The organism is Thermosynechococcus sp. M3746_W2019_013 (assembly GCF_015296045.1).
Classification (GTDB): domain Bacteria; phylum Cyanobacteriota; class Cyanobacteriia; order Thermosynechococcales; family Thermosynechococcaceae; genus Thermosynechococcus.
In genome coordinates this window covers 1-21093 of the sequence record NZ_DVDW01000046.1, presented here as the reverse complement: position 1 = coordinate 21093, position 21093 = coordinate 1, and the positions used below count along the sequence as shown (strand labels likewise).

Below are 21093 nucleotides of genomic sequence, written 5' to 3'. Positions count from 1 at the left end.
TTGAGGACGGTGTGCGTCTAAGTGAGCTTGAAGCAACTAGGCTGAAATTTGAATTTGATGCAGGGCGATCGCGCAAAACTAAATCGCAGGGTATGCCAGTTCACACACCTATCCCCGATCAGGTATGCTGAGCACGTTTGAGGGCATGGGTTGGCGAGCCAACTGAACCGTGGGATTGCGCATCGCTGGTGGAGGAAAGGGAATGGAGCAACCGTGGCATTCTTGGCAATTTCGAGCTGTGGTGAGTTGTCTATGGGCACCCACCGCCGCATGGGTTATGGCTCAGCCAGCTACAGCCAGGGATCTGCAATTGTGGCGCCTCAACCCTGCCACTAATCAACTGGAAATTCGCACCGAACGCGCTGTTCAGCCCCGTGCTGAGTTGGTCTATAACCCAACCCGCCTTGTCATTGACTTGCCTGGTGTCGTTCTCGGTAGCCCCCCAATCAGTCAAAACTACGGTGGTGCCATTCGCCAAGTGCGGGTTGCCCAGTTTGACCCCCAAACCACGCGGATTGTGGTTGAATATGCGGCGGGTTTTACAATTGACCCACAGCAGGTGCGCTTTCGGGGAGTCACAGCCAATAACTGGTTGGTGCAACTGCCCACACCCCAGCAACAACCCGTTTCGCTACCGACGCCGCCCCCACCGTCTTCCCCTTCCACCCCTTCGGTACCGCCCACAGAGCCCCTGCAAATTCGGAGTTGGCGTGCCGATGGAATAGGTTTTCTAGTGTTTGCCGATCGCCCCTTGGCGGAAGGAAGTTACACCATTCGCCGGCCGTGGCGCGATCGCATGGAAATCCTCCTTAGCAATAGTGAACTCATTCGCAACTTTAGTCCTCGGCGCTTGGAACTGCGCCGCTTTGGTGGGGATCGCATCCGCGCCGAAATCCGTGCCCAGAGCAATCGCCAAGTCCAAATCACCCTCGATATTGACGCCCAAGATGCCGATTGGCAAGTGACTCCCCGTCATGATGGCTTCGTGATTGTGCCCTCAAGCACGGCAATTACCCCGCCGACGGCTCCGCCACGCCCCCAACGACCTAGTGTGATTCCGGCGGCCAGTGCGCAAACCCCGGTCACAACCATCCAGCGCGTTGACTTGGGAGGACGAGAGTTGCTGATTCAGGGCGATCGCACCGTTTTCTATAGCGTGGGCTGGGAAGGCAATCGCTATCGCATTCGCCTACGGCAAGCACAGTTGGACGGTAACCTGCGCGAACCTCGGGTTGTCACCGGTAGCCCCCTGAGCAATATTGAATTTCGCCAAGAGGATGATCAAACGGTTTCTATTCTCCTGACACCAGCGCCCAACTTTCGCATCCTTGGACCTCGTCCCCTCTCTGCGGAATCCTTTGTGGTGCAAATCCAAGGGGTGAATGACTCGCCCACCAGTGCCCCAACACCCATTGATATCCCCCCCACAACCACAACCCAGCCCCCCAGTCAGCCCGTACCTCGGGGTCGTTTTGTGGTGGTCATTGATCCTGGACATGGCGGCAGCGATCCCGGCGCCATTGGCATTGGCGGCATTCGCGAAAAGGATATTGTACTTGATATCAGCCTGCAAGTTTCGCAATTTTTGCAGCAGCAAGGTGTTCAGGTGATTATGACCCGCACTACAGATATTGATTTAGACTTGGCGCCTCGGGTGGCCATTGCCGAGCGGGCACGAGCAAATGCCTTTGTCAGTATTCACGCCAATGCCATTAGCATCGCTCGCTCCGATGTGAGTGGATTGGAAACCTACTTTGCCCCCGGACGCTCCAGCCGCCTCGCCGTTGCCATTCACAACAGTATTCTCAGTTCCTTGAATATTCGCGATCGCGGGGTACGCTCAGCCCGATTCTACGTTATCCGCAATACCTCAATGGACTCTGCCCTTGTCGAGACAGGGTTTGTGACGGGCGCAGAGGATGCTGCCAATTTCCAGAATCCAACCTGGCGAACCCAAATGGCACGGGCGATCGCCCAAGGTATTCTGAATTTTTTGAATGGGAGATGATGGAGCTGACGGGAGTCGAACCCGTGTCCGCCCTAGCTATTCATCGACTGCTCCTTCACAGGCTTAGCCTTTTTGACCCTCAGGCGGGGACTGTTCCTTATCCCGAACAGTAGGATACTCTGGTAGAGTCTTTGCTAAACAGTCCACCAGAGAGAACTGCCTAGCGCATCCGTTGGGGTTAACCCGCTGCCCTTAACGGAGTCGGACAACGAGTGCTCGAACCTGTTTAGAGGTCTTAGGCTACCGCAGCAGCTTTACGAGCGAAAGGAACGATATTGTTCGCAGTTACTTTTAGGTTGGACTTTGGATTAACGAGAGATAGTCCACTCTCGACCTGCATCACAGCCCAACTTTCACTAGGACGTCGAAGCCGTTTCAGCCCCTTGGCAAGAGCTACTTTTAAGCTAGCGCATTCTTTTAGAGTTGACAACGGGTAGTTATTAGTTATTCGAGTGACCTCCTGCCAGCGGTTTGCGGTTTAGGACGGGGTGCTGCGCCTGCTGTGGCCACTGTACGCTCCAACTGTTTGTGTTTATCAAAATACTGTTGCCACAGGGCAGGAGCATCCAGCGTGTCACCCCCGTGAGTCGTCAAGCGTTGCCGTACCCGGCAGAGGACGGGGGTATTCACACAGGCCCCCGCAATAATCACTTGCCCCTTACTGAGGGCGGGCAGTTCTCTGAGTAAATCTCGACCAGCAGCCTCGACGCCATGCTTGAGGCTCTCTTGATCCACGGGGTTGACAATCCGCAGAATAAACTGGCTCATACACTGGGAGAGAACATCGCTATCGAGTTTGCCCGGACGCTGGGTAATCAGTCCCACCCCCAGGCCAAATTTACGGCCTTCACTGAGAATCATGCGCAGCACCCGCTTACATTGCGAAGGTTCATGGGCAGGGGCAAAGCGATGGGCCTCCTCAATCAAAATAAACACTGGGTAAGGTAGGTATTGCTCATCGTCTTCACAGACCCGGCCTTTTTGGGTATTCATGCGGGCATGGTTGGTTTGGCGCAAAATTGCTGTGGCAATGACCTGCTGCTCCTCAAGGGGAATCTCATTCATTTGCAGAATAGTCACTTGGCCGGGGGTGAATAACTCCTTTGGTGGTAAGTGTTCCCAGGCATGGAAATAGTCGGAGCGCTGCATTTTTTCCAGCTTCCAAGCCAAAGCATCGGCAGAGGAACCGTGCTTGACCTTGCCCTCTTCATCTTCAACGCAATCCACCTCATAGACCGCTGCAATCAAATCTTGGGTACTCCAATGGCGATCGGGATACTGGCGGCGTACTTCATCGTGGGCTTTTTTGAGAATGGCCTGCTGGCGATCGCTCATCTGGGGAAGGAGGGTGAGAATATCGTAAAACTCAAGGGAGGAGACCCGAATTTTAATGTTTTCTGGTCTAATGATCTTCACCTGGGGTTGATAGCCATCTTCCCCTTGAAACTTTGAGTTTCCCCTCATTTGGGTCAAGGTGTCATATTCCCCATGGGGGTCAAGGATCAGCACCGCTGCCCGATTTTTGGGGGACAGCAATTCCTCCACCAACACACCTGCGGTATAGGATTTTCCTGACCCTGTCCCTGCAAGGATGGCCACATGGGTACTCACCAGTTCTTTGACATCAAGGGCAATGGGAACCGCACCCTCCTCGCGCAACAAGAGCGACCCGATATGAGCGGCCCCCGGCATCTCTGGCTTTTTCTTGTTGAGGACATCCTGTAGCAGTTGATCTTCCGCTAAATAGACCTTGGCACCGGGCAGGGGCAGCCGCCGCAAATTATTAAAGCCAAAGACCTTATGAAATTCGCCGATAACTTCTACGGTCATCTCATAGAGTTCCGACGGTTCACAGGTAAAACCAATGAGAGCAGCCACAGCACCAGGATTCAGTTCGTGATCGGCAAACATCCGATCCGGCAGATGCTCAATCAGACGGCAGCCAGTAATTTTACCCAAGACTTGGCGAACAGCACCATCATGGGAGTTTGAGGTTGCACTGGGGGAGTGGCTCAGCTCGTAATAGACAAATTCACCGATTCGCACCGGCTGGATATCAGCAGTAATAAAGACGTATTCGTTACCGCTGTCGCCAGGGCCTTTGACAATGCCGACAATATGATGATGACGCGAGGAATGATGACTGTTCATGGCACAGGATGGGCTCCCCAACCAAGATTGCAGTGTAGCTAACCCCAATCCTACGCGATTTTCCAATCCAGATACTGAAAGGTGCCTATTCCTCAGGTACTAGCGGTGGCCCACTGGGCGCAGGAATCAAAAAGGCAACAATAGCACCTAAGGCAAAACCGGCAACATTGCGCAGAACGGGTAGCCATTCTTGGGTGCGCACCAAAACAGGACCAAGGCCAAAGGCAAAGAACAGCATCCCCCACAGCGGCGAAAAGAGGAGAATCCATTTCCAAGCCACTTTTGCATCGGCACGGCGGGGACGAGCCACAAATCCCAAAATGATGCCGCCAAAGATCGAGGTGGCGAGGGTAAGGAGCCATTGCTCTTGGGGCAATCCCGGCACAGCACGACAGCCTCCCTGGGCAAGGCAGGTTTCAATGGCATGGAGAGATTGTAGAATGGCCTGATCTTCGCCGTTGTCGCGGACAAAGTATTGGTTGCCAAAGCGGGTTTGCAATTCGACCCAAAAGGTGCGCTGGAGGACGCGGTAGGCAGTGTCACCAACATTGAAGTTCAAGAGATTGCCGCCCCGCGTGTCGGCCACTAGCAGAATACTGCGATCGTCTAAGTCCCAAAAATCTCGCACTGCCAAGCCGGGGGTGCGATCGTACTGGGTGAGGACGCGCAATTTCCAGCCCGTCTGTGCTTCAAATTCTGCCAGTTCGCTGTCAAGGTGTTCTTTTTGAACGGGTGTCAGAATCTGTGCTAAGTCAACGACATTGGTAGGCTCAGCGGGCAACAACTCTGGATTGTTGAAGCTATGGGCAGGAGCGATCGCCCCCAACCAGCAGAAGCTAATAAGCACCACGACCAAGCCAATTTGGCAAAACCAGCGCCGAAGTTGTTGAGGCATCGTAATAAAAATTTACAAACGCGATATCTTTTTTAATTATCTTAAGGGCAGACTGTGGAACATGGCAATCAGCCTTGCCCCCGTTTCAGGAAATAATGCAGTATTTGTTCAAACTCCCCCCATCTTTAGATTGTCTTAGATTGTCATTGCTGCCCTGCCCGCCTAAGTTTCCCCTGCACTTTTCAGTGGCACAGGAATAGGACGCTGAGAAAGGCCCACTAAATTCTGGATAGACCTACATGACTGGGTTGGAGATAATAAATCCTCAAGTTGCTGAGCAAGTCTCAGCCAGATGATCGACCAGTGCTTTCTGTTTCATGGTTTGAAAAGTATTGTCAAAACCATTGGCACCAGAAGGAGCCAAGCTCATATCCAGCCCAGTTTGTCGAATGAAATCAGGCTTTAACTGGATGATTTCTGCGGGAGCCAACCCGTTTAATCCTTCGACCAACAGCGCCAGTAATCCCGTGGTTAGTTGCGAGTCGGAGTCGCCCTCAAAAAAACACCTTTCCCTGCTGCAAACTGGCAGTCAGATACACCTGAGACACACAGCCGGGGACCTTATTTTCTGCTTGCTCATTGGGAAACACTGGTAGGCGCTTGGCAAACGAAAGCAAATATTCATAGCGCCGCTTCGGTTCCGCCATCTACTGGCAGCGCTGGACAATCCGCTCAAGGGAGTCAGGCAAGGGTTGGGAGGCGGTCAGCATGTCGCGATCGCGGCGTAAGTCGTGTAGTGAAAATAATAATTATTCTTACTATACAAAAAGCAGAGGAACTGCTGGAGGTCCTCTGCTATATCCATAGCATTAGCGCGGGGGACTGCTACAGAGCTAATAGATTGGCGGACGGCTGGCTAAATAATTGGGCAAACTGCCGGGCTGGGCGATCGCGCCAACCACCTTTGCCATAGGCATACCCCGCAATCAGAGGGAAGGCAATCGTTGCTTCCGAAAAAACCATCTGCTCAACATTCTTGTTCACCTTGCCCCAGGAATGGGCCTCCCGCAAGGTTGAACCAGACAGCGCCCCATCGCGTTCATCGGCAACTGTCACCTGAATCGCGTACTTGTGCATCGTCACATCGAACCCCAGCAGTTCCGCCGCAACCACCGTATCTTGGGCAAAGTTTTTGGGAACTCCCCCGCCAATCATGACCAAACCCGTGGATGGACTCGCCAGTTTACATTGGGTTAACTCGCGAAAATCGCGCACTGAATCAATCGTCAGATGAGCATCCGGAGAATTCCACTGGTGATGAACTAAGCCAAAACCTGCGGAACAATCGCTGAAGGCTGGAACAAAAATGGGCACATGATGCCGGTAAGCCGCCAATACCACTGAGGGCGTATCAGTGCCGCCTTGTTCCAGGTAGCGTCCCATTTCTTGGATAAATTCCCGTGAAGAATAAGGGCGCTTTTCCAGCGATTCGGCAATCTCGGCAATGGTCATATCGCAAACCCGCAGTTGATGTTCATCAATGTAAGTGTCATAGATGCGATCAATGCCGTGTTGGCGCAGCAGCTCATCATCCGCCAGCGGATCACCCACATAATGATAAAATCCCAATGCTTCAAAGAAATCTTGATCAACAATATTGGCCCCAGTGGAAACAATCACATCCACCATGTTATGGCAGATCAAATCATAGACCACTAACTTTAGACCTGCACTAAACAAAGAACCTGCCAGACAGAGGATAATCGCGCAATCCGGATCACGTAGCATTTCGTCATAGATTTTGGCAGCCCGTGCCAAGTTGCGTGCTTGGAAGGCCATGTGACTCATGGCCTCCACTAAGGGCACCACATCCAACGTTTTAATGTCAATGGGTTGAACAGTTTTTTGTAGCAACAGCTCGCGATTCATGCCTTTCTCCTGAACCTACTAAAAAAAATACGACGTTACCGACGAATTGCTCAGTAAACTGATTACAGGGACTAACTAACAAGCCAGACCGCTCATACTGGGCGCTTCGCAGTGGTCGTACCAGGAGATAGCTGGATCAGATTGTCGCCGCTTGTCTAAGGAAATCTGGAGATCCCAACTTTTAAGCAAGATCGTAAGTAGATTTACCAATTCTGTTTTTGTACACCCCATTGATAAAACATCTTTCTTACCTTAACTAGATTGAGACCCCTAGAACATCCCCCCTCAGGGGACAATATAATTTCTAGGCAAGGTGGCTCTATTGCAGTGACTTGAAAATTTGTATCTCAGGCAACATGAATTAGGATTAACGAGCGGTCAATCAGCGATCGCCCCTCTAGTTGGTCTGGCATCTTGACACTTTCTTGACACTTGATTTCTAGAGTAGGCTTACCTTCTCTAAGGAAGGCTGAAGTTGATCTACTGGAGAATCATTCCCATGAAACAGCTACTCGCTTTACTTACCCTCGGTTTGCTGGGTCTTTCAGGAACTGGTATGGCGGCAACTAAAGTCCTTGCCCGCCAAAACCACCCCCAGATGGCAACCTTGCCGCAAGCAATGACTGCACAACTGGGGCGCGGTGAAGATCAGGAAATGGAGGAGGCCCGTAAAGAACAACAAGAAGACGCTCAACTGAAAAGCCTAGCCAAAATTACCCCGCAACAGGCAGAGGCGATCGCCCGCCAGGTGACTCCTGGCAATGTGAGTCGTATCTCCCTAGACAACGAAGATGGGAGCGTCGTTTACAAGGTGATCATTGGCCAGCGGGAAGTCATGGTTGATGCCGGCAATGGCCGCGTATTAGAGACGGAGCCATTGGGTCAGGAAGCTGCACACGACACTGCCCCCACAGGCAGTATTCGGGTGCCGCAGAATAACTAGGCTACTCAAGTAAGAGAGAAGAGAGGAAAAGAGTTTTTGCTTCTGATGCTTTCCTCTCTTTTCTTTGCTTTATTGTTAAACTCAGATCATTCTCGGAGAAACCGTGATGAGACAACACAATAAAGTTGCCGAGGTCAATCTCTATTTTTGGATCATGAAAATTTTGGCCACGACTCTGGGGGAAACTGCTGGCGATTATCTCTCTATGTCCCTTGGATTGGGCTATTACACAAGCTTTGCCATTACCTTTTCAATTTTGGCAATCATTTTATGGTTGCAAATATCCATACTCAGGCAATATCATCCTGCAGTTTATTGGGCAGCGATCGTGGGAACAACAACGGCTGGCACTGAAGTTTCTGATTTAATGGATCGCTCCTTTGGTCTTGGCTATGCCAAGGGGTCTTTCATCCTAGTGACGGGTTTACTAGTGACTTTTGGCATTTGGTACTTTCGGGAACGCAATTTGAATTATTATCCCATTGTCAGGCAAGACATTGAGTTAATGTACTGGCTATGCATTATTTTTTCCAATAGCTTGGGTACAGCTTTTGGAGATTATCTCACCACTAATCTAGGACTGAGTTACCTGTCAGGTGCCATGCTAACCGCGGCGATTATTGGTGTAATCATGGCATTACATTACTTCACTCAGGTTAATGATATTGTTTTATTCTGGTTAGCTTTTATCTTGACCCGACCATTTGGGGCCACCTTTGGTGATTTCCTGACGAAGCCCCTTACTCAGGGGGGGCTGAGTTTATCCCGCAGCATTGCTTCTTTGGTTACCCTGGGGTTGCTAGGCATTCTTTTAATTGTTTCTACACGGTACCGGCGGCGCAAACATTCGCAAAGGGACTTCAGCCAGCCTCAGGCATTAGAGGAACATGAGGATCAAGAGTGATAGCTATGTAGGTGGAATCAGTCCAGAACTTTCTGCTGTCTTGGAAGCTTCACAGTAAAGCAACTGCCCCGTTGCAGTTGACTACTGACAGTAATTGTGCCGCCATGACGCTGTACAATGGCCTGAGTGATGGACAGACCTAATCCAGAGCCGCCTTCATCGTAGTGCCGGGCTGTATCTGCCCGCCAAAAGCGGTTGAAGATCTGCGGCAGATCCTCAGCCGCAATGCCAATACCAGTGTCCTTGACTAGGATGTAAACGGTGTGGCGATCGCTCCTTACTTCGACGTAGACATGTCCCATAGCAGGTGTGTATTGAATTGCGTTTTGCAGGAGGTTCGCAAAAGCGCGCCCTAACTGTTCTCGGTCACCGCGCACCTGCAAATTGGGGGCAATAGTTGCGGTTAAGACCAGACCACGGCTTGCGGCTTGCGGCTGGTAAAAAGCGACTTGTTCTCTCACTAAATCGGAGAGATTCACAGAACTGGTAGGGAGAGGTGCATTGCGATCGCCACGGGCCAACAGCAGCAAATCTTCTACCAAGCGAGTCATTTGTTGGGTTGCGCTACCAATAGCCATCAACGCCTCACGGTCTTCTGGGCGCATCCCCTCAGCGTACTTAAGAGAAACCTCCACATTGCTGGCGATCGCCATTAGGGGACTGCGCAACTCATGGGAAGCATCGGCTGTAAACTGCTTCAGTTGCTCAAAGCTGGCCTCAATGGGTCCCATAGCTTGGCGGGTCAGCCACAAAATCCCCCAACCACTCACGGCCAAACTCACCATTACCCCCACCCCTAAGCCCCAATCCAAGCGCCTCATGGTATCCTCGAAGGCCGTTAACGATTGGCTGATGCGCACATATCCCACCTGTTGACCGGTGTCAGGATTGAGGATCGGCAGGGTGACTGCCTGAATGCCTGGATCTCCTACTTGCGTCTGCGCGGTCGCCTTGGGATCGAGGGGCAAGGCTAGCACGTTGATTCCCTGCTGCGCAATTAAACGACCCCGTAAATCAAACCACTGCAATGCTTGTTGTTGCCGCTGCAACTGCGCCAAGTCTAGATCATCTGTTACTTTAAAATGACGATCTTCGATTTCAACATTGGCCATGACCCCTTGGCCAAGTGCAGTTAGCCGATCGGTCAGTTGTTGGCGTAGGCTCTGCCAAAAGGCAACGCGCACCGCTGCAGCAAAACTGCCTAACACCACCGCCAAGGTCAGTAAATTAGATAACAGCAAGCGCCAGCGGAGGGAACGAAACATGGCTATTGCGCCTAATCTAGGAATTCTAAACAGTACCCCATGCCATAGACATTCTTGATGGCGATCGCCTTACAACCAGCAGCTTTGAGCTTGTGGCGCAAGTTGGTAATGTGAGTTTTGATGGTATTCTCCCCTGACTCTTCGTCAAATTCCCAAAGCTTATCTCTCAAGACAGAACGACTCACCACATGGTGGGGATGGTTCAAAAAATACTCTAAAAGAACATATTCCCTAGGAGTAAGATGTAAGGGCTGTCCCTGTACCGTTACCCGTTGAGCCGCAGGATTCAACACCAAGTCCCCATACACAAGACAGGGGGGAGCCAGCTCACGGTAGCGACGGGCTAAGGCGCGAATGCGGGCAGAGAGTTCTTCTAAGGTAAAAGGCTTCACTAAGTAATCATCGGCTCCGGCATCGAGGCCAATCACCTTATCTTCCGTTGTGTCCTTGGCTGTGAGCATCAAAATCAATGCAGGAGAGTGGGCTTGGCGTAGGCGCTTGCATAAAGTCACGCCATCCAATTTTGGCAACATCAGATCTAGCAAAATCAAATCAAAATTGCCCGCCTCAGCATAGCTCCAGCCTTCTAGCCCATCTCGAGCAACATCAACAATATGGTGCTGGTGGCGTAAATCCCGAGCTAAGGATCTGGCAATGCGATCATCATCTTCTACGATTAGAATTCTCATGCCTCCATCCCCTTTGCAAGTCATGCCCCCATATCTTAATCCTAAGCAGCATGGTAAGACTACTCAAGATTTATCCACTTTGCGCACCCCATAGGATGCCTGCAACCTCTGGAAAATTCACCCGGACTCGGTGTTGTCAACACTGGAGGCATTCAAAAGACATTCAAAAGACAATGACTAACCTGTGCCTCCAGCCGTCGGCTTCTTGGCAATTTGTCCCCTACGATGTGACGCGAGGAACCAACCTGCCGGAACCATTGCATCATGTTTTGAGCTTTTTTGAGCTTTGCCAAGCAGAAGTTAGCACAGATCACGCTCCTGACTCAGACACTCACAGGAGCAGTTACAGAACCACCGGATTGAGTAAAAACAGGCCGCTGCAAGCCCCTAGCTTCAGATACGGGATGAGTCGCACCTTTTACATAAGCTCTTCATCTTACATAAACAAAGTGACCAACGTGAATCCTTGTTGAAAACCCTGAAACGAAGCCAGGCAAAGGCTTAATTGTATCGGCATTGTATCGGCAAAGCTGAATAATCAAATCAAGGATAGGCAGCATAAGCTGACGATAAGACTTGTTTCCAACCTCAAGAATACCGAGGTGCAAACCCTTGTGATTGGCGACATCCGAGAGATTCGCAAGTCGGTTGATTCCTTACTAAGGTGATAATCCGCGGTGCCGGAGTAGGGGTTCGGTGCTCGGTGCGCGGCCTCGGAAGGCTTTGAAAATTTCCAGGGGGGGTTGGCTGCCGCCAAGGGCAAGCACGGTTTCGCGGTAGCGTCGTCCCATTTCAGCGATGGCCTGCTCATTGTCTAGGCCGACTTCTTCAAAGGCAGCAAAGGCATCGGCACTGAGAACTTCTGCCCAAAGATAGCTGTAGTAACCCGCAGCATACCCCCCGGCAAAAATGTGGCTAAAGCTACAGAGAAAAGCATCCTCTGGCAGGGGGGGCAAAATTGTTGTTGTCTGTGCTAGGCGATCGCGCACCTGTTGCGGGGTTTCTCCCCCTTCTGGTCGGTAGCGGTGGTGCAGCTCCAAATCCAACAAGCTAAAGTGCAACTGCCGCAATAGGGCACTCCCTGCACGATAGGTACGGGCGGCAACCAGTTTTTCGTAGTAGTGTTCTGGCAGAGGTTCCCCGGTTTCATAGTGGCGTGCCATGCCAAAAAGGGTCGGGCGATGGTAGCACCAATTTTCCATAAATTGACTGGGGAGTTCGACGGCATCCCACTCCACATTGTTAATGCCGGCAGCGCCCGCTTCGTCCACCCGTGTCAGCATGTGGTGCAAACCATGGCCAAATTCGTGGAAGAGGGTTTCCACTTCACTAAAGGTCATCAGGCTGGGCTTGCCATCCACAGGCGGCGTTTGATTGCAGATTAAGTAGGCAACGGGTAAACGGGTACGCCATTCTCCCTGCAGGCGATATTTAGCGCGACCCAGGCAGTCATCCATCCAGGCACCACCGCGTTTCTCGCCAGGACGGCTATAGGGATCAAGGTAAAAGTGGGCGATCGTTAGATTGTTTTCATCTAGAATCGCAAAAAAGCGCACATCGGGATGCCAAACGGGGACTTGGCCATCGGCTGGCACAACCGTCACCCCAAAGAGCCGCTTCACTAAGCCAAATAGACCCTCAAGCACTTGAGGTAAAGGAAAGTAGGGGCGTAGTTCCTCGTCCTTGAAGTCAAAGCGGGCTTCCCGCTGACGTTCTGCCCAATAGGGAATATCCCAGTGCTGCAGAGCATTGGCTTCGGGTGCCCCTTGGGCAGCAGCAAAGGCTTTGAGTTCTTCCAGTTCCCGCGCAGCAGCACTGTAGCTGACTTGGCGCAGTTCCTCAAGGAGTTGTTCCACACTGGCCACACTGTCTGCCATTTTGCTGGCAAGGCTGAGTTCAGCATAGGTGTTGAATCCTAAAAGCTGGGCCTCTTCGACGCGCAGGGCAAGGATGCGCTCAAGAATTGGCCGATTATCCCACTCACCACTGCTGGCACGGGAGATGTAGGCACGATAGAGCTGTTCCCGCAAGTCCCGCCGCTGGCTGTGCTGCATAAAGGGGCCAAAGCTGGGGAAGTCGAGGGTAATGTGCCATGGCCCTGTTTCTGGAGTTGCGGTGTCAATGCCATCTTGGCGAGCGGTTTGGGCAGCCAGCGCCAGTAAACTGGGGGGAAGTCCAGCCACTTCATCGGGTTGGGTGAGCTTGAGGCGAAAGGCTTTGGTGGCATCTAAAAGGTTGTTGGAGAATTGGGTAGATAGCTCCGCCAGTTCCAGTTGAATGGCATTGAAGCGCTCCTTGGCGGCACCGGTGAGGCCAACCCCACTGTGTTCGGCATTGCGAATGGCTGCTTCAACGATGCGTTTGCGGGCGGGGGGATAGCTCTGAAATTCTGGACTGGCAGCCAGTGCCTTAAAGCCTTCATAGAGGGGGCGCGATTGTCCCAGACGGGTGTAGAATTCCACCACTTGGGGTTGAACTGCTTCGTAGGCTTGACGCAGCTCAGGACTGTTTTTGACCCCTGTAAGATGGCTAACAATACCCCAGGTCCAATCCAACCGATCGCTGAGGCGTTCTAGGGGTTCCACTAACCCTTCCCACGTGGGGGTAAAGGATTGCTCAAGGGCTTCTAGTTCTTGGGTGAGTTCCTGCAACAGTTGGCGCAGGGCGGGCTCAACATGGCTCACCTGAATCTGATCAAAGGGGGGAAAACCATCGCCCCGCAATAGGGGATTCTCGGTGTGAGGGGAGGTCGCAATAACCATTGGTGTCCTACCTAGGTGCGATTCGACTGCTGACGCGCTTGGGCGATCGCCCGCTTTAATTGGGCTAAGGCCAATTCTAACCGCGCTTCGGGAGCCACGGGAACCAACCCTTGGGCGGTCATTTCCTGAATTTCAAAGTGAAGGTGCGGCCCTGTGGCGTTGCCTGTACTTCCCACCAGGCCAATCACATCCCCCTGCTTCACCCATTGGCCAGGATTGACAAAAGTCTGGGAGAGATGGGCATAAAGGGTTTGGTGCGGTTCTGGCGGGTGTTGCAAAATGACGGTGAGGCCATAGCCCCCTAGCCAGTTGGACTCAACCACGCGGCCATCAAAAACCGCCAGCACGGGTGTTCCTTGGGGAGCGCCCAAATCTGTTCCTGAATGGAAGCGGCGATCGCCAAAAATGGGATGGATGCGCCAGCCGAAGGTTGAGGTAATGGGCACCGGAAACGGCAAGGGAAAGAGCAGTTGGCCGCGGTTGACGGTCAGCCAACGCAAGGGATTCGCTCCTGGAAAAGGCTGACGTACATAGGCGGGCGCAGCCGCTTGGGCAGATGGCAAAACATTTCTTGGGTTGGCAGCAACCACAGGGCGATGGAAGACTGGAGCAGAGGGTTGGCGGGTGGCAGGGGTGGTGGGGGGTTGAGGACCTGGGGCTTGGCAAATGTTGTGGGGAATGCTCTCGCTAACGATGGCTTGACAGCCTGTGGAGCGTTCTTGGATCACGATGGGAATGGCGCGGGTGGGCTGAAGGTTTTCGAGGGGTTCACTACCGGGGGGTGGATCCACGGGTTCTGTGGAGAACACAAGAGGCTCACTATCCACTGGTTGAACAGGATTCACAAGGATCGGTGCAGCCGCTTCTGGTTCGACTGGCACAGTTTCGGCAACACTCTGGCGAGTTCCCCAGGTCGCTGTCAATAGACCCAGTGTCAGCCCAAGGGCAATGACGCGCTGCTCGATCATGATTCATCCCATCACATCCATTCTTTCAAATTCTAGGCGCAACCTTGGGGAATGACAATCTTCTAGCGATCGCGAATCCGCATATAGGCCTGAATCACCTTGAGGACCATGGGGCCACAGACAGACCCACCGCCACCCCCTGAGTTTTCGGCAAAGGCCACAACAACAATTTCCGGGTTCTCGGCAGGGGCATAGGCGCCAAACCAGGTGTGGTTAGGCCGAGGTGGATCTTCCCCTGTACCACTTTTGCCGGCGATCGCCACCTCGGCAATATTCAGAGCCGCTCCTGTACCATTGGTCACCACCTGTCGTAAGCCTTGGCGGAGCACTTGTACGGTAGAAGGCTTCAAATTCAATGACTGTCGCCAGCGATCAGGATTTTCAGAAGCAATCAGGTGCGGACGCACTTTGTAGCCCCCATTCGCAGGCACGGCAAACATCACCGCCGCTTGAACCGGACTCACCTGCAACGCCCCTTGGCCAATGGCCGTGATTAAGGTGTCGCCGTCGTACCAGCCTTCGCCAAAGGTTTTCCGCTTCCACTGGGGATCTGGGACAAAGCCCGCTGCTTCTCCCGGTAAGTCAATGCCCGTTTTGGTGCCCATGCCAAAGCGCCGTGCCCACTCAATCAGCGTTTCAGGACCAATGGCACGTGCAACTTGACCAAAAAAGGTGTTACTGCTCCAAGCTAAGGCGCCCGCAAAGCCCAAAGGCCCAAAGCCTGCCCGATTCCAATCGTGGAAGGCAAAGCCCCCTGTATAAAGAGCAGGATAGGTCATGAGAACAGTATCAGGGCGGAACTTCCCAGACTCTAGAGCCGCCACCGTTGTTACAATTTTGAACGTACTCGCGGGGGGAAACCCTTGGAGGGCACGGTTGACAAAGGGAAATTGCCGCCGCTGGAGCTCATCCCATTGCTCTTGGGTCATACGGCGAGCAAACCAATTGGGGTCAAAGGCAGGGTAACTGGCCAGAGCAAGAATCGAACCATCGCGGGGATTCATCGCCACGATCGCCCCCGGTCGACTCCCTAGGGCCGCTTCCGCCGCTTTTTGCAGGTCTAAATCCACCGAAAGCATAATATCATTCCCCGGGCGGGCCACCTTTTGCCCAAGAATGCGAATGACTTTGCCTTGGCCATCCACCTCCACCTGCTGACCGCCCCAAGTTCCCCGCAGTACTTTTTCATAGGTGGCTTCCACGCCCATTTTGCCTATAACATCCCCAAGGCGATAGCCCTGATCTCGCCGCGCCGCCAGTTCCTCTTCATTCAGTTCCCCAATGTAGCCAATGATGTGGGCCGCCGTTTCACCATGGGGATAAAAGCGCAGGGCTTCACGGTCAATTTCGACCCCCGTCAGCAAATTGCGGTGTTCTTCGAGAGCAACAATTTGCCCTTGGTTAATCCCTTGGGCAATGCGAATCAACGAAGGGGAATTCACCCCCGCTTGTTTGACCCGCGCCTCGATCTCACTGGCGGGGATATTGAGCACCCGCGAGAGAATCCTCACCGTCTGCGGCCACTCCGGCTTTTTAGCAGCAAGGGGCCAGAGAAAGACGGAGTAGGAGAACTTATTTCCGGCCAAGATCCGCCCTTTGCGATCCAGAATCTTTCCCCGCTCCGGCGGTTTGGGAATCAGGCGAATGCGGTTTTCATCGGCCATCTGGCGGTTGCGATCGCCTTCAACAATTTGCAGGTAAGCCAAGCGACTGCCAATGCCCCCCAGCAAAAATACCGTCATGATTGAGAGCAACACCAAGACTCGACCCTGTTTGCCAACCCCGCGATCGTAGGCTGGGTAGGTGAGGGAACGAGTGGGGTGTGGTTTTAGCATTGCCATAGGCAGGAGGAGTTGATCACTGCGTCTATTCAATTGCCACTCTATCAGATGGGCTGAAACCAGCGTTGGAGAATTCCGATAACCTATAACCTAGAAGAAGTTGAAGTATTGCGGCTGCATGAAGCGATCGCGCCCCCGTCCCCAAGTCCAAGCCCCCAGTCAAAATCTGGACTCATTCCTCGATGTCCTCACGAATACTGTGGGGGTGATGATCTTCGTTTGCCTCTTTGCTAGCTTGACGGCAGCAGTATCTCCTGCTCTTGTGCGCACCCCCATTGCCCGCGAAACCCGCAAGGAGGTGTATTTCTTTGAGTGCCGCGAAAATCGCGTCCTGCCCCTTGAGGCAGATCAAGCCAGTGAGGCCATCGATCGCCACCTAAGGCACGTTAGTGACAACCCCTTTGCATCCCCCGATCAAATTCAGCAAGAACTGGCGTCCTTTCGCTACAGTACCCGCTACTACGATGTACGCCTGAGTCTGGTTCTCCAAGGAGAGAAACCCATTCTGCAAACCCGCTTTGAGCCCCGCGATCGCCTTGGTGGGGAGTTTTTCAACACGCTGGAAAAGCCCAGCTCCAACTTTCGCCGTGTTCTTGATCGCCTCTCACCAGCGCGGTATTCCTTGGTTTTCTTTGTGCGTCCCGATGGCTTTGATTGTTTTCGAGCTGCCCGTGGGATTGCTTGGCGCAGTGGTTTTGATGTGGGTTGGGAACCGATGGGGGAGGGGCGTCCCATTGTCTTTGTCAGTGGCGGTGGTCGCCGTGTTACTGTGCAGTAGCCACAAGGAGGGATGATGCTTGCCAAACGAATTTTGCCCTGTCTGGATGTGAAGGCGGGGCGGGTGGTCAAGGGGGTGAACTTTGTTAACCTGCGGGATGCTGGCGATCCCGTAGAACTGGCTCAGGCCTACAATGCAGCGGGTGCCGATGAACTGGTGTTTTTAGATATTACAGCTACCCACGAAGAGCGCAACATCCTCATTGATGTTGTCTATCGCACCGCGGATCAGGTGTTTATTCCCCTAACGGTGGGGGGTGGCATTCAGTCCCTGACGATGATCAAGGATCTATTGCGGGCCGGGGCAGATAAAGTCAGCCTGAATTCGGCGGCAGTGCGGCAACCTGATCTTGTGAATCGGGCCAGCGATCGCTTTGGTGCCCAATGTATTGTTGTTGCCATTGATGCTCGACGCGAAGCCCATTGTGCTCCTGACAATCCCCGCTGGCAAGTCTATGTGCGCGGCGGACGAGAAGCCACGGGTCTAGATGCCGTAGAGTGGGCCGTGGAAATGGCCAAGCGGGGCGCTGGGGAACTATTGGTGACCAGTATGGATGCCGATGGCACCCAGGCGGGCTATGACCTTGAATTGACGCGGGCGATCGCCGAGCGAGTGGAGATTCCTGTGATTGCCTCTGGGGGGGCAGGCACCTGTGAGCATATTCGCGCTGCCCTTGTGGAAGGGAAAGCAGAGGCGGCCCTCTTAGCCTCGCTCCTGCACTACGGCCAACTGACGATCGCTCAGATCAAGGACTATCTACATCAGCACCAAGTGCCCGTGCGCCAAGCAGAACCCCTCCCTCAACCAGCCAGAGAGGGGCTAGGGCATTCAGCTAGAACGGCCATGTCCAGTGGCTAAACTCTGGCTTGTCCACACCATACTCGTAGGCATAGCTGCGGGCGGCAATTTGCATGTTGCGGAATTTTTCCTTGGCATGGGCACCCGCCACCTGAAGTTCAGGGAGGCGATCGATGGCATCAATGGCCAGACTAAAGCGATCAATCTCATTATTGATGGCCAATTCCAAGGGGGTGTTGATGTTGCCCTTTTCCTTGTAGCCCCGCACGTGCAAGTTACGGTGATTGTGGCGGCGGTAGGCAAGGCGGTGAATTAACCACGGGTAGCCATGGAAGTTAAAGATAATCGGGCGATCGAGGGTAAATAGGCTATCAAAGTCGCGATCGCTCAGACCATGGGGGTGTTCGGTTTCCGGTTGCAGCTTAAAGAGATCCACCACATTAATGTAGCGAATCTTGAGCTCCGGAAACTCCTGCCGTAGGAGGGCGATCGCCGCCAACGCCTCTTGGGTGGGAATATCGCCAGCGCTGGCCATGACCAGATCCGGCTCGTAGCCTTGATCGTTGCTGGCCCAGTCCCAAATGCCCACACCTTTCGTGCAGTGAATAATGGCCTGATCCATCGTCAGGTACTGCAAGTGGCGCTGCTTGTCTGAAACAATCACGTTTACATAATTTTTGCTTCGCAGGCAGTGATCTGCCACCGACAGCAGCGAATTCACATCGGGAGGCAGGTAAATGCGGGTCACCTTGGCACTCTTGTTGCAGACAATATCCAGAAATCCTGGATCCTGGTGAGTGAAGCCATTGTGATCCTGCCGCCACACCGTTGAGGTAATCAGCAAGTTCAAAGAGGAAATATCTGCCCGCCACGACAGTTCATTGCAAATGCTCAACCACTTGGCATGCTGGTTGAACATCGAATCAATCACATGGACAAACGCCTCATAGGTGGCGAAAAAGCCATGGCGACCCGTGAGCAGATAGCCCTCCAGCATCCCCTCCAGCGTGTGCTCGCTCAGCATTTCAATGACGCGCCCCTCCGGGGACAGCTCACCGCCATCGGCATCCTCATCAAAATACTCGGCAATCCAAAACTTTTTGCTGGCCTCATAAACCGCATTGAGCTTATTTGAGGTGGTTTCATCGGGACCAAAGATGCGAAAATTCGTGGGGTTGTTGCGCATGACATCCCGCAGAAAGACCCCCAAGGGACGGGTATTTTCCGCCTCGATTTGCCCCGGCTTGTCAAATGTAAGACCGTATTGACGAAAATCAGGCATTTTCAAATCTTTGCGCAAGAGCCCACCATTGGCGTGGGGATTCATGCCCATGCGGTAGTGACCCGTGGGCGCCAAAGCCTTGAGGTCAGGACGCAGGGTGCCATTTTCATCAAAGAGTTCCTCAGGGCGGTAGCTGCGCAGCCAGTTTTCCAAAAGCTGGAGATTTTCGGGATTGGTGTGCACATCCGCCAGCGGAACTTGGTGCGATCGCCACGACCCCTCGATCCTATGGCCGTTAACTGCTGCCGGGCCAGTCCAACCCTTGGGAGTGCGCAGGATAATCATCGGCCAACGGGGAAGGGTGGTCACACCCTCCTCACGGGCGGCCCGCTGAATCTCCTTGATTTTGGTTAAACAGTCATCCAAGGTTGCTGCCATTGCTTGGTGCATAGAGGGGCGATCGGAGCCCTCCACAAAACAGGGCTCATAGCCCAAGCCGCGGAAGTAGCTTGCCAAATCTTGATGGGAAATGCGCGCTAGAATAGTGGGATTGTTAATCTTGTAGCCATTCAAGTTCAAAATAGGCAGTACTGCCCCATCCCGTGCCGGGTTCAGAAACTTATTGATGTGCCACGAGGTCGCCAAGGGGCCTGTTTCTGCTTCACCATCGCCGACAACCGCTGCCACAATCAAGTCTGGATTATCGAAGGCCGCCCCACAGGCATGGGAGAGCACATACCCCAGCTCTCCCCCTTCGTGAATTGAGCCGGGGGTTTCGGGGGTGCAGTGACTACCAATGCCGCCGGGGAAGGAAAACTGCTTAAAGAATTTTTTGAGACCGGCGGCATCCTCACTGATGTTGGGGTAAATCTCGCTGTAGCTACCCTCAAGGTAAACTGGCGCCAACACGCCTGGGGCACCATGACCCGGTCCTGCTAAAAAAATAACCTCCTGTTGATACTTTTTGATAATGCGGTTGAGATGCAAATAGCAAAAGGCCAAGCCAGGACTGGAGCCCCAGTGACCGAGAAGACGTTTTTTAATGTGTTCAGGCTTGAGAGGTTCCCTAAGCAGGGGGTTATCCAGCAAATAGATCATGCCCGCTGCTAAATAGTTACAGGCGCGGAAGAAGGCATCCATGGCCTCAACTTCAGCAGCACTCAGTGGCTGTCCTTGAATTGTGGCGCGAGCAAGACCAAAAGCATGGATATCCTCGGTGAGTGGGGTGGGACAGGGAGGAGAGCTGACCATATAAAGTCCTCGTCAAGTCAGTATGGGTCCTTAGAAAATCAACCTCGACGCTATGGATCAAAGTTGAGCGGCATGAAGAAAGGCCGTAGGTCCCCAACAGTCCCATCCTAGGACCTCAAAAGGAAGCAACCAGCAAATGGGCTAAATTTTTTAATTATCCACTTAATTATCCATTCGGCCACTGCTGGTTCTTGATGGCAACGCTGAGCAGTCAGCTAGCCCTCGTGAAAAGGATATTCAAACGTCATGAATCCCCAAATAAAATCAAAGCAACGTATAGCCGATTACGGTGAAGTTCTGACGCCGCGGCCCATTGTCAATGCCATGCTCGATTTGGTGAAGCAGGAAACTGAGCGGATTGACTCGCGTTTTCTGGAACCGGCCTGCGGGACAGGCAACTTTCTCACGGAAATTCTAGAACGCAAGTTAAAAGTCGTTGAGAAGCGCTACGGCAAGAGCCAATTGGAATACGAGCGCTACGCCGTCCTGGCCGTTTCGTCCCTCTACGGGATCGAGATTCTGGAAGACAACGCCCAGGAGTGCCGACAAAGGCTATTTGCGGTTTTCGATGAAGCCTACACGCGGCTTTTCAAGGAAAAAACCAAGGAGCAGTGCCGCGAAACGGTGCGCTATATTCTCAAGCGAAATATCGTGCATGGAGATGCCCTTTCCCTAAGAACTGTGGGTGAAAATCCGCAGCCAATCGTTTTTCCCGAATGGTCGCTGGTCAACGGCAGTCTGCTCAAGCG

Annotated in this window: 15 protein-coding genes, 1 other RNA gene and 1 pseudogene; 6 read left to right on the top strand and 11 right to left on the bottom strand. The window is 53.0% G+C overall.

Going from position 1 to position 21093, the window contains the following annotated elements:
* The first annotated feature begins 202 nt into the window (after positions 1-202).
* Positions 203-2008 (top strand): N-acetylmuramoyl-L-alanine amidase, encoded by a 1806-nt coding sequence (locus IGQ16_RS08405; protein WP_297061046.1) that lies wholly within the window; start codon positions 203-205, stop codon positions 2006-2008.
* On the opposite strand, the gene ssrA is transcribed toward IGQ16_RS08405, so the two are convergent.
* From ssrA to IGQ16_RS08375, 5 genes and pseudogenes are all read right to left on the bottom strand, one after another.
* Positions 2006-2391, bottom strand: a transfer-messenger RNA (tmRNA) gene (gene ssrA, locus IGQ16_RS08400). The genes IGQ16_RS08405 and ssrA overlap by 3 nt on opposite strands.
* Before the next feature lie 61 nt (positions 2392-2452).
* Positions 2453-4159, bottom strand: coding sequence for a DUF87 domain-containing protein (locus IGQ16_RS08395; RefSeq protein WP_297061043.1), 1707 nt, complete (start codon positions 4157-4159; stop codon positions 2453-2455).
* A gap of 85 nt (positions 4160-4244) precedes the next feature.
* Positions 4245-5054 carry a TPM domain-containing protein gene (locus IGQ16_RS08390; protein ID WP_024124479.1) on the bottom strand — a complete coding sequence of 270 codons (810 nt, stop codon included), beginning with the start codon at positions 5052-5054 and terminating at the stop codon, positions 4245-4247.
* 265 nt (positions 5055-5319) lie between these two features.
* Positions 5320-5701: pseudogene (locus IGQ16_RS11755) on the bottom strand (SufE family protein).
* Positions 5702-5879: 178 nt separating this feature from the next.
* Positions 5880-6923: a deoxyhypusine synthase gene (locus IGQ16_RS08375; protein WP_024124480.1), complete on the bottom strand. Its 1044-nt coding sequence runs from the start codon at positions 6921-6923 to the stop codon at positions 5880-5882.
* Positions 6924-7422: 499 nt separating this feature from the next.
* Between IGQ16_RS08375 and IGQ16_RS08370 the strand changes: the two genes are divergently transcribed.
* Entirely contained in the window at positions 7423-7866 is a 444-nt protein-coding gene (locus IGQ16_RS08370) for a PepSY domain-containing protein (RefSeq protein WP_024124481.1), read from the top strand.
* Positions 7867-7972: 106 nt separating this feature from the next.
* Positions 7973-8770 (top strand): hypothetical protein, encoded by a 798-nt coding sequence (locus IGQ16_RS08365; protein ID WP_367116120.1) that lies wholly within the window; start codon positions 7973-7975, stop codon positions 8768-8770.
* A 17-nt stretch (positions 8771-8787) separates the two neighbouring features.
* Here IGQ16_RS08365 and IGQ16_RS08360 read toward each other — a convergent pair whose 3' ends face one another.
* The 5 genes from IGQ16_RS08360 to mrdA form a co-directional block, all read right to left on the bottom strand.
* Complete coding sequence (locus IGQ16_RS08360; RefSeq protein WP_297061033.1) at positions 8788-10035, bottom strand: HAMP domain-containing sensor histidine kinase; 1248 nt, start codon at positions 10033-10035, stop codon at positions 8788-8790.
* A gap of 11 nt (positions 10036-10046) precedes the next feature.
* On the bottom strand, positions 10047-10724 hold the full coding sequence (locus IGQ16_RS08355) for a response regulator transcription factor (RefSeq protein ID WP_297061031.1): 678 nt from the start codon (positions 10722-10724) through the stop codon (positions 10047-10049).
* Positions 10725-11383: 659 nt separating this feature from the next.
* A complete protein-coding gene (locus tag IGQ16_RS08350; RefSeq protein WP_297061029.1) occupies positions 11384-13486 on the bottom strand; it encodes a M3 family metallopeptidase in 2103 nt (700 codons plus the stop codon).
* A gap of 11 nt (positions 13487-13497) precedes the next feature.
* On the bottom strand, positions 13498-14454 hold the full coding sequence (locus tag IGQ16_RS08345; protein WP_297061027.1) for a peptidoglycan DD-metalloendopeptidase family protein: 957 nt from the start codon (positions 14452-14454) through the stop codon (positions 13498-13500).
* Between the two features lie 62 nt (positions 14455-14516).
* Complete coding sequence (gene mrdA, locus IGQ16_RS08340) at positions 14517-16295, bottom strand: penicillin-binding protein 2 (protein WP_024124487.1); 1779 nt, start codon at positions 16293-16295, stop codon at positions 14517-14519.
* A 118-nt stretch (positions 16296-16413) separates the two neighbouring features.
* Between mrdA and IGQ16_RS08335 the strand changes: the two genes are divergently transcribed.
* Together IGQ16_RS08335 and hisF are read left to right on the top strand one after the other, a co-directional pair.
* A complete protein-coding gene (locus tag IGQ16_RS08335; protein ID WP_024124488.1) occupies positions 16414-17073 on the top strand; it encodes a hypothetical protein in 660 nt (219 codons plus the stop codon).
* Between the two features lie 15 nt (positions 17074-17088).
* A complete protein-coding gene (hisF, locus tag IGQ16_RS08330; RefSeq protein ID WP_297040937.1) occupies positions 17089-17931 on the top strand; it encodes an imidazole glycerol phosphate synthase subunit HisF in 843 nt (280 codons plus the stop codon).
* Here the strand turns inward: hisF and IGQ16_RS08325 are convergent.
* Positions 17906-20344, bottom strand: coding sequence for a phosphoketolase (locus tag IGQ16_RS08325; protein WP_297061020.1), 2439 nt, complete (start codon positions 20342-20344; stop codon positions 17906-17908). The two genes, hisF and IGQ16_RS08325, sit on opposite strands and share 26 nt — an antisense overlap.
* A gap of 246 nt (positions 20345-20590) precedes the next feature.
* Here IGQ16_RS08325 and IGQ16_RS08320 point away from each other — a divergent pair.
* On the top strand, positions 20591-21093 hold a 503-nt coding region (locus tag IGQ16_RS08320; protein WP_297061018.1), incomplete at its 3' end, for a DNA methyltransferase.

Excerpts from the sequence above, each read along its gene's own strand:
- IGQ16_RS08370 (WP_024124481.1), top strand. The coding sequence starts at position 7,423 with ATGAAACAGCTACTCGCTTTACTTACCCTCGGTTTGCTGGGTCTTTCA.
- IGQ16_RS08335 (WP_024124488.1), top strand. The coding sequence starts at position 16,414 with ATGAAGCGATCGCGCCCCCGTCCCCAAGTCCAAGCCCCCAGTCAAAAT.
- IGQ16_RS08355 (WP_297061031.1), bottom strand. The coding sequence starts at position 10,724 with ATGAGAATTCTAATCGTAGAAGATGATGATCGCATTGCCAGATCCTTA.
- IGQ16_RS08360 (WP_297061033.1), bottom strand. The coding sequence starts at position 10,035 with ATGTTTCGTTCCCTCCGCTGGCGCTTGCTGTTATCTAATTTACTGACC.
- IGQ16_RS08395 (WP_297061043.1), bottom strand. The coding sequence starts at position 4,159 with ATGAACAGTCATCATTCCTCGCGTCATCATCATATTGTCGGCATTGTC.
- IGQ16_RS08375 (WP_024124480.1), bottom strand. The coding sequence starts at position 6,923 with ATGAATCGCGAGCTGTTGCTACAAAAAACTGTTCAACCCATTGACATT.
- IGQ16_RS08365 (WP_367116120.1), top strand. The coding sequence starts at position 7,973 with ATGAGACAACACAATAAAGTTGCCGAGGTCAATCTCTATTTTTGGATC.
- IGQ16_RS08345 (WP_297061027.1), bottom strand. The coding sequence starts at position 14,454 with ATGATCGAGCAGCGCGTCATTGCCCTTGGGCTGACACTGGGTCTATTG.
- IGQ16_RS08405 (WP_297061046.1), top strand. The coding sequence starts at position 203 with ATGGAGCAACCGTGGCATTCTTGGCAATTTCGAGCTGTGGTGAGTTGT.
- IGQ16_RS08390 (WP_024124479.1), bottom strand. The coding sequence starts at position 5,054 with ATGCCTCAACAACTTCGGCGCTGGTTTTGCCAAATTGGCTTGGTCGTG.
- IGQ16_RS08325 (WP_297061020.1), bottom strand. The coding sequence starts at position 20,344 with ATGGTCAGCTCTCCTCCCTGTCCCACCCCACTCACCGAGGATATCCAT.
- hisF (WP_297040937.1), top strand. The coding sequence starts at position 17,089 with ATGCTTGCCAAACGAATTTTGCCCTGTCTGGATGTGAAGGCGGGGCGG.
- IGQ16_RS08350 (WP_297061029.1), bottom strand. The coding sequence starts at position 13,486 with ATGGTTATTGCGACCTCCCCTCACACCGAGAATCCCCTATTGCGGGGC.
- mrdA (WP_024124487.1), bottom strand. The coding sequence starts at position 16,295 with ATGGCAATGCTAAAACCACACCCCACTCGTTCCCTCACCTACCCAGCC.